Source organism: Anabaena sp. CCY 9910 (assembly GCF_963920875.1).
GTDB classification, from domain to species: domain Bacteria; phylum Cyanobacteriota; class Cyanobacteriia; order Cyanobacteriales; family Nostocaceae; genus Trichormus; species Trichormus variabilis.
This window is the reverse complement of the sequence record NZ_CAWUDJ010000055.1, coordinates 26,182-35,276: the sequence shown is the minus strand read 5'-3', so window position 1 is coordinate 35,276 and position 9,095 is coordinate 26,182. Positions and strand designations below refer to the sequence as shown.

Genomic DNA, 9,095 nt, shown 5'->3' with positions numbered 1-9,095 from the left:
ATCAAATTGTACCTAGCTAAATCAATTCATCCCCTTATTCAGCAACGCCGAATTTCTTTAAGATTGCTTACCTTCCATAGTAAGGAGTCAATGCGTAGCTGTACCTCAGATTTTTGTTGCAGTAAATAGCCAGCATCACATAAAGCACTAATTAAAGTGGTAATTAAACTGTTAAACTCTACATCGGTTAAGGGTTCACTGCGGAATGACCATGTTTTTGGCGATCGCAAAAATCGTCCGATTCTACTTTGAGTAGTAAGCTTGACTTTTGCTCTCTCCGTACCGCTATTAACTGTTGCCCAAGTTGCTAAATACAAATATTCGTTCTCATCAAAGACCCAAGGTTCTTTAATGGCTTGAATCACCTGGCTTTTGAGTGAGTCTTTTTGGTCTGGTTGCAATAGTTTGGCATCAATAGCCAATTCTCGCCGCAGTTGGTTTAGTAATGCTTGGGTAACAGTAAAACGTTCTTGAGGGCTGGCTTGCAGTAAAACTGGGTGACGGTGTTTTTGCCACAGTTTATGATCAGTACAAGCTTCCAGCAATCCATCATATTCAATTACCAAAAGTCCGCACTGTTCCAGATTGGGTTGGACAATACGCCATCCCCGGCGTAAGTCCTCATAAAGCCGATATTCAATCAGTTTACGAAAGGCTTCTTCATTGCGTCGTTTACCACTACCATATTCAGAACATTCTCTGGCATAGTCGTTTTGAGTAATTCCCATGTACTGAACGACTACGCTGGCCAATTCAGTGTGAGTAAGTTGTTCTTTAGCTTGGATTGCCCCTAAAAGAGCAGCCCGTAAGAAACTGGTTTGGACAAAATCATTGAAATGTCCGGCTTGTAAAGACGCATCTTGACGATTATCGGTAAAGCTGAGAATTTTTGCAGCTTTGGCTTTCTCCCCTGTAAAAACTTGCTTGAGGCGGCTGGTAGTGGAAAGACAAAGTAGAGTGGTGGCGGTACTACGTCCTTCACTGCTAAGGCGAGAGAGTTTGGTAAATTCGTTGCGCTTTTTATCGTGGAGTACACCGCAGTTGAGACAGGTAAGAAAGGGTTTGGGAATAAACCAACAAGTAGTTCCTGACAAGAGCGAAGATGTAACTTTACCATTGGGTAAAACTTTTAGTTTGCGAGGGATAAACCGCGCAAAGTCTTTTTTAGCAACCCGTCCTTTCTTTTTAGTTTCACTGAACCAAGAGTCAGGAAGTCTATCTTCATCACCAGTATCCCATAGCCCAGGTTCATCTAGAGTCAGATAGCCTTCTGCAATATCTGCATCGTCAGGGCTAATATCCAATGCTGTTGGTAATTGGGGTAAAATAATGTGCTTATCGGCATCGTAGCGCACTACATAATAGTCATGTCCGCATTCCCGACAAAACACTAGGGGATAAAGTAAGCGATCGCCTGTGGTTGTATATTGTCCTTCCAGGGTGAAATAGCGTTTATCTCGATTTTCGATAGTGGCGTAAACGCTTCCCCCTTGAGAGATGAACTGATGCAGACGAAATGCTAGTCCCTTGGTTTTGCTGCCCCAGAGAAACATCTGTTTTAAAACTGTTAAACAAGTTTCTTGTGGAATTTGGGTCTGTTCGGCAAGTTTGGTTGCACCTGTTTCTAAACTAATGGGTTGGCGACGCACGAGATGCCCTTCTTTTTCCTCCAAACCGAAGTTCATCTCAATCCAGTAGCTTAGGGGATGATTTTTAAATTCTGTGAGTGTTTGTTCTTCTTCGCTGGGTAAACCCGTCAAAATTATTTGCCGCAGTTCTTCCAGAGTAGGTTCACTACGCCCAATAGAACGTTCTAGGGTTTCATCAATGACATTGTTGGGTTGGATTTCTACACCAAATAATTTACTAGCAACATCTGCCACTACCTGACGGCGTTGTTGACGAGAACCGACCGTTGACATAGTGGCACTTGTCCCAATGCAGAGTAATTCGTCATTACTTTTGCTGCGTTGGCGAAGTTTGCGAATTAAGATAGCAACGTCTGCACCTTGTCGCCCCCGGTAGGTATGTAATTCATCCAGCACCAGGAATTTTAAATTGGGAGACTCTACTAATTTATTTTCGTGAGTGCGCGAGAGCATTAGTTCTAGCATCACGTAATTGGTCAGCAGAATATGGGGTGGATTATTTTGAATTTCTGTTTTCCTAGTTAAACTTTCTTGCCCAGTGTATTGTTCGACGCGGATGTGAGTATGAGAAACTTGGCGTAAAAATTTGTCGAGTTCTTCTTTTTGTGAGTTAATTAGGGCATTCATGGGATAAACCAATATTGCCCTGACTCCTGAAATATCAGGATGACGCAGTAAATCATCAAAAATAGGCACAACGTAAGTCATGCTTTTACCAGAACCCGTGCCTGTGGTAACAACGTAAGGTTCTTGGCATTTTGCGGTTTCAAATGCTTGCTTTTGGTGGTAATGAAAAATAAAAGGTGTGCCGTCTGGTTTGCAGAAGTAGTTTTCAGAATCTGGGTGCAGGGTTTGCTGGTGTACTAATTCCTTGACTGTTGCACCTTCTCTATAACTGGGGTTGAGTTGTACTAGGGGGTCAGTCCAAAGTTGCCCCTTGTCTAATTCTGCGTCTACAAATTCTTTGACTTGGCGATCGCGGATTTTCAGGAAGCTTTCTATATAGCGACGGTAATCGCCTATTACTTCATTGCGGAAGTTGAAAATATCAAGATTGCTGGTATTGGCTAATTCAGCGTTCGTAATTGAGGACTGGGGTTGAGTGCGTCCTAGACGTTGGTCGATGTAATGTGAAACTTGGTTAGCAAAGCTATCTGTAAATGTAACAGGGTCAAAAACCTCACCCAGTTGTAAAAAATCCCAATCTTTAGGAATTTTACTAAAAACTAAATCAAGTTTTTCATGGGGAACTGTTTCAACATTGGTACAGTCAACTATGGCTTTTCCTTGACATATAATGTCACTAATAGTTGAAATAAAAGCTTCTGGTTGTTCTATCAGTTCTTGCAATTTTACAGGCAATTTCATAATAATTAATTGTTAATTTATAGTTTATGTATCTAATTTAAATAATTTCCCAATGGGTATTAGTTAGGTTTTTCACAAATTCAGAAGGAGAAATAACAGAGCCGCAGACCATCAAAGCACGCATAGCACGAGAGCAGGCGACATAAAATAAACGTTTTTGCTCATTAATAACAATATTTGATTCATCTATAGGTATCTGAAGATTTATGTGAGGTAATTGTCCTGCTTTTAATCCAACGACCACAACAGCAGGAAACTCTAAACCTTTAGCAGAATGTAGAGTTAAAACTTTTATATAAGGTGCTTTTAAGTCGATTTCTCTACCTGAAACAAATTTAGATTTAAGTCCCAATTTGGTAAGCTTTTCAGCGTAGAATTTTCCTGATTGATTGCTGGGACACAGTACAGCACTACCGTGGAGAGGAAAGCGGAATTTCTTTGCTGCTGTAATGAAAAACTCTTTAATAGCTCGGATTTCTTGCTCAATATCATCAACTAGCAATAGAGATGGTAAATCTCCTTGATGCCTTGATGCTTCTTGATATAAGCATTCAGAATCGCCTGCTTCCGTACCTTCAAGAATATGAGTACAGGCAGTAATAATTTGCTCAGTATTACGATAATTACGTTTAAGAACAAGAGTTCTTCCAGCCACTTTCAAGTCGGAATGAATTTGTTTCCAACTGAAGCCCCGTTGATACAGTGATTGGGAGGCATCAGCCGTTAAGTAAACTCCAGAAAAATTAGGTACTAATGCAAACAGAAAGCGTAAAGATACAGGCGATAAGTCTTGAGCTTCATCAATGATGATTGCTTGGTAGGGTTTTTGGGTAAGTTGATGAATTTCTCCTAACGCTTGTAAGCGCATTTCTTCTGTGGTGGTATATCCTTTGCTTGTCATGAGCGATCGCCAATTTTGGTAAACTGCCCAGATTGCTTCTCGGATGCTGACTTTTAAAGCTACTCCTCTACCGCGACGATCTAAACTTTGGTATTCTTCCAAGGTGGTGATGCCCCAAGCTTGAATTACAGTCTGAATTTCTTGAAGTAGATAAGAAATCCCTAAATTTTCCAAAGCTTGTCGTCGTACTCGCTGATCAAAAACGTTACTGGCAGGAATTTCTGTAGAGCTAAGGGCTGATTGTAAACACCCTAAACACTGTTGCTGTTTAGCAAATACAGGTTTGTCATGGTTTTTCATGTAGTAGTCATAAATCAAAGAATCAACTGTAACGACTTCTACACCTAGATTTTGAGGAGATTGTCCCAATAGTTGTTCTAGAAGTTGTTGGGAGTAAGTAACGAGGGCGTTGGTGTAAGTGGTGAATACAATTGAGTCGTATCCTTCCTGTAATAACTTTTGCACTCGATAAAGAGCGAGGGTAGATTTACCTGTCCCTGGGCCACCCTTAACGAGAATAGGGCCACTGCCACCGAAATCACGCAGTTTTTCTTGTTCAGGATCTAGCTTGAGGAGAAAAGCACTTAAGTCACCTGTGAAGAACCGATCTAAGTCTTCAGTTCCTTGAAGAATATACTGTGGCTGTTTCTCTATTTCTTCAATGGGGCGAGGATACAAGCTATCCAGTATTCGGCTAATCAGTTTATCTGGGATTGGTAATTCTAAAATTGCTTCTGAGTTATCTACTTTGAGGATATCTGCCCAGTATTGTTGAGGAATTTGCCACTGTTGCAGCAATGATGCAGTAAGTTCAATGGGTAAAGCCGTGGTGATTTGAGAATATGCAGAGGAATTAGAAGGTGAAGATGTCAATACAGATTTTTGTTGACTAACAGTTTCTTCTTCCTTATTTTGCTGTACTTCTAAATTTTCTTGAGGTGTTTCTGTGGGTATCTGAAAGTGAGGAATTTCGGTTTCATAAGTACGTTCATCTCGTTTACGCACACTCAGAAGTTTTACCCAGCCTTGACCAAAGCTATAAAATATGCGATAGTCTCCTACGCGTATACGATAAGTATTGTTTTGATGACCCTTGAGTTTTTTGGCATCTCCTTTAGCAGAGATTGGGTCTTGCTCTAAAATCTTGATAGCTTTAGTAACTTTCTTACTTGTACTTTGAGGTAGATTTAATAATTCATTTAGAAAAGTGTCAGTAACTGATAATGTCCACATAGTTTTAATTCATTATTCGTAATTTTTATTTATTTTTTGACAAAACTACGAATTATCCAAACATTTTGTTCCAAGCTTCCAAAACTAATCTTTGTGTGCGGTATTCACCAAACTGTTTAATTTCGTTGTTCTTTAAAACGCGGAATGTTTCGCTGGGGAAGTCTTCACCGTAAACATCAGCAGGGTCGAGAATATATCGCAGTTCATCACGGGTTAGTCCGTAGAGTTTGGCGTAATATGCGTCTAATTCTGCTCTTAATAATGCGCGTCTGTTGGGATTCCAAATGAAGGGTTCGCCGTCGTATCCCATATCTTTGGCAAAGGGTTGCATATCCCAGGCGGTGTAGACTAATTCGAGTACGCGTGTGCTGATAAATTGTATGTTTGTTTCAGTGTATGTTTCTGGAGAGAGGATTGGGAGTTGCCGCATTGTAAAAAACTTAAGATGATTACCTCCAACTTTTTGACGTGCTACAAAATCAAAAATTATAGTGTTTAAATTAGCCATCAAGCATGAAATTAGTTTATTGTTATCAACCTTTGGTATCATTAGGAGTACAGTATCGCCACAGGCACAAATAGGTAATAAAGAAGCAATTACCGTAATTTCATTAGTTGCGCTAGTAATATCTCTCCATCCTAGTAACCATTGTTTATTCCATTTTCCTGCTAGTTTATTTTCTACTTCACTTCTATTTACCCAATAACGCGCGTTTAATGTGTAATTTGGATCTCGCTTTTGCTCTATCGTGGGGTTAGGAATTGCTTTAAAACTATTTTGTTCACGCTCTACCATTTCTTGAGTATAATAGCCAAATCGATGATCAAATTGATGAAACATTTTTGCTTCATAAAGCGGTACTAAGTCTTTTTCTGGGTAATTTTTGAATAAACCGCTATCATTTGCCATATCAAACATTCTTGTAAAGGAAATGTTCCAAGGGTTAATTCCTATTTTCTCATTTTCTAAAACTGGTACATTTTGATATATTTTTTTAGTTAATTCTGCATCTTGATTAGTCCTAAAAATAGGGCAAGTTAAAGTATTAGGGTTAATCAATTTAATATCTTCTGGAGATAAGTTAAAAATTCGTTTTTGATTTTCTAATTGTTTAACTTGAGTTAAAAGAAATGCAAAACTAGTTTTTTCAGTGCAATATCCGCTAAGAACAAGAAGGCAAAATCTGACTCGATAGTATATATCTGTAAACAAATAGTCTCGATTTTCAAAATCATATAGTTTTGATAAATTTTGTTTTTGGATCAAATCGCTAAAAAATTGTTTACAAGTGTCGTCAGTTGCGATACCTGTAGGGACGATTATCCCAACTCTTCCATTAATAGAAATTAATTTTCTTGTGGTTTCTGCAAATACAGAATAAGTATTAATATCTCCGACTGCTGTTAAGGGAAATCTTCCTGCCTCTCGAATAAACTTACTCTGTGCTTCAGCATCATGTTTAGCATATTCAAAAGCTTGTGCTAATTCAGGATTCGTCTTTTTTAGTTCTTTAATTAGCTTATCTCTTGTTGCTTTATTTTGCGCGTCAGCAATATTAGCACTACGAGAAGTAAAAAATTCTCTCTCTTGTAACTTAATTCTTTCCCAAGGGGGATTTCCTAATACACAATCAAAACCTCCTTGTTCAAATACTTCAGGAAACTCTATACACCAGTGAAAAAAGTATTTTTCTTCGGCTAGTTTATTTGCTGTATCTAATATTCTTTGGTTTGGTAAATTACCACGTAAAAGTTGAGTTAAAGTTTCTGTGCTTGGTAATAAGTCTAAATTTTCTATGAGCAATGGCATAAAAAATGCCCCAGTCCATAAATTACAAGCTGAATAATCCTCCAACCATTCTGAGTCTTTACGGCTTTGCTGATATCGTGCTTGTTTTTCTCTAACTTGTTGTGGTGATAATTCAGCAATATTTCCTAATTCTCTGAGGCTCTCTGCATAGTGTGTCCGCTTAGTTTCTAAGTTTTCATAAATTGATAGTTGCCCTTTGTTTTCCCGTTCTTTCTTATTTCGCTTTTTAAGCTGTGTTGCTAATTGCTTATCATCACCAGTCACAGCCTTATAAGCTTCATCAGGTATTCCTTCCTCCAGGCAATTAATATCTAACACTCCTACCAGGGAATTACCACATTTAATTCTGTGGTCTAAGAAACTAAGTGGTAACTTACCAGGGAAACCTTCAATCCATAAAGCTACCTTGCATAAATCTACTGCTAACGGGTTTAAATCCACCCCATAAATGCAATTTTGAATTACATCCCTAACCGCTAATTTTAAAGGTTCACTTCCTGGTTCTGCTTCCCCAGTGCGTACTTTAGCTAATTCTTTACCAACACGACGTGCTGCTGCTAAGAGAAAATGTCCTGAACCACAAGCAGGATCGCAAATTTTGAGACTAAGTAAACCTTGCTCTAAATTACGTTTTAGTTCGTCTGGATTTGATGGGGTGGAGGTTTGACTACGAGCTTGAGCCAATTTATCTTCAATGACAGGTTCTAATGCTGTTTTAATTAACTGGTGTACTAATTGCGGCGGTGTATAGTAAGAGCCAGTTGTTTTGCGATCGCTACCAAACACTAACGCGAATTGATATATTCCCCCTTTCGGTACTACTTGCGGATGGAAATCAAGTAAACTTTCATACACGCTACCTAATTCTTCAACATCCAGGTACTCATAGTTAACTCGCCGCAGTTGTGCTTTGTCTTGATATAAGGATAGATGGCGGAGTGCTACCAATAAATCGTAGTTATCAATTGCACAATCATCTAAAGCAGGCAGAGTTGTAGAACCAAATAAATCACCATTTAATGGAGATAACCCTAATACTTCTCCGCGCCAGTTTTCATCAAACAGCAGGAAAGTAACCCGTAAACCCTGCCACAAATCTTGAAAACCTTCCCGTCGCCAATGTGGTCTTTCGGCTAACTCTCGTAATCGCTCAATACTGTAATATTCTCGGTAGATTCGTGCTTTCTCTAAATCATCCCCAATTAATAATAAATTGCGGGATTCTGCCACCATCAAAAACAGTAGGCGATAAATCAACCGCAACAATTGACGGTAATAATCAATATCCTTCAGACTGCCATCTGCAAACTTCTGCCGTAAATGTTCATTTGCAGGATGTTGTAGAAAACCATTCCCTAGCTGAATTAAGGCTTTTTCTACCCCATCCCGTAAGCGATCGCGTACCCGTCCACCCTGTTGCCTTGCTTCTTGGTGATAATATTCCAACAAACACTTATCCGCATCATCCATACCTTCAGGCAAGCGAGAGCGATGAAATAAGCGGTAAAATAAACCAAACTCAGCAAAATTTTCACCTTTAAGAATTTGTTCTAAGTCAAATTCGATATAAGTAAGACGAGTCATCAAGGAAGAATCACGCAGTAACCGCCAACGAAAACCATTAGTAGCGATCGCCCACAGATGTTCGGTCTTGTTAAGATATTCCTGCACCAGTGCGTGTGGTGATAACCTGGGTGTGCCACTGGGAGGACGTTTATCAATTTCTAAGCGACAACCCACAATATGAATGGGTGGCTTATTGTCTCCGACATCTGCACGATGGGAAATAGCGTAAGTTTGCCCATCAACGAGTTCGGCTTTGGCAGTATACACGGGAGTATAACCAAGACTTCGCAGTAGGGGTACTGTCCACATTTCACGGGTAATACTTGTGCCTGAATCCTCGCTCTCTAATCTTTCCAAAGCCCTTTGGAATGCTGCCCAGTAAGCTTTGGCATCTCCCCAGGCGTTAGCAATTTCATCGGCTAATTTGTCAGTTTTAGCCAAACCAAAATCTTCTGCGGCTTGTCCTTTAAAACCACTCTCCAGTAATTGGGCGGTCATGTCAGGAGCGAGTAAATTTCCTTCTATTTGAATGGCAGTCAGAGAAGTTTTCATAGTTGGAGAAATAAAA

At 39.5% G+C, this 9,095-nt stretch carries 3 protein-coding genes; all 3 read right to left on the bottom strand.

Annotated features, from left to right (window positions below; all coding sequences use genetic code 11):
* Window positions 1-38: 38 nt before the first annotated feature.
* The 3 genes from ACM5QX_RS26235 to ACM5QX_RS26225 are packed head-to-tail and all read right to left on the bottom strand — an operon-like array spanning window position 39 to window position 9,079.
* On the bottom strand, window positions 39-3,017 hold the full coding sequence (locus ACM5QX_RS26235; RefSeq protein ID WP_414756204.1) for a DEAD/DEAH box helicase: 2,979 nt from the start codon (window positions 3,015-3,017) through the stop codon (window positions 39-41).
* A gap of 37 nt (window positions 3,018-3,054) precedes the next feature.
* Complete coding sequence (locus ACM5QX_RS26230) at window positions 3,055-5,151, bottom strand: 3'-5' exonuclease (protein WP_414756203.1); 2,097 nt, start codon at window positions 5,149-5,151, stop codon at window positions 3,055-3,057.
* 52 nt (window positions 5,152-5,203) lie between these two features.
* The gene (locus ACM5QX_RS26225) at window positions 5,204-9,079 is read right to left on the bottom strand and encodes an Eco57I restriction-modification methylase domain-containing protein (protein ID WP_414756202.1); all 3,876 of its coding nucleotides are present in this window, start codon (window positions 9,077-9,079) and stop codon (window positions 5,204-5,206) included.
* Window positions 9,080-9,095: the final 16 nt, after the last annotated feature.